Genomic DNA, 536 nt, shown 5'->3' with positions numbered 1-536 from the left:
ACCTGCAGCGCCCCGGTCTCGCACCGCAGTTCAGCGTCGCCGCTGACTTCCCACGGCTCACTCGTGTCGGCAGGCGGCTCGCCGTCCCACACTTCTGCCCGGAGCACTGCCGTGTGCGTGTGCCCCGCGCTTGTGATGTCCACCCTGCCTGAGTGCGCACACACGAAGCTCTCCGTGGTTCGGGCGCCGGGGAAGGGCACCGGCACCTTCGCGAGATCCGCGTCCTGTAGACACCACCCGTAGAAGTCCACTTCCGGTTCTACCTTCTGGTGCCGCACCAACCTCGGTTGCCCCATCAATGCCCCTTCTCGCGCAGGTCTGTCCCCATCATGCGCTGTCCTGCGTAACACGCGAGTGCGGCGCTGACCGGCTTCCAAGAGTTTTCGCCAATCCCCAGGCGACCGGTGGTAAGGCTTGCGCCCGGCCGGACGGAAGGCTCTGTGGGCCTGGGCTAACCCGTTCGGATTGGCGCTTGGCCAGCGGCCTGCATGGTCCGTCGGCTGCGGTGGAGGACGGCTACCGCCTGCGGCAGTGGT

1 pseudogene is annotated in these 536 nt (G+C 67.4%); it reads right to left on the bottom strand.

The window, feature by feature from the left end:
- Nucleotides 1–251, bottom strand: a pseudogene (locus tag IE106_RS30625) (hypothetical protein); the annotation flags it as partial.
- Between the last annotated feature and the right edge of the window lie 285 nt (nucleotides 252–536).

The organism is Streptomyces roseolilacinus (assembly GCF_014649335.1).
Classification (GTDB): Bacteria; Actinomycetota; Actinomycetes; order Streptomycetales; family Streptomycetaceae; genus Streptomyces; species Streptomyces roseolilacinus.
The sequence above is the reverse complement of the archived record's forward strand: the minus strand, read 5'-3'. Positions and strand labels throughout refer to the sequence as shown.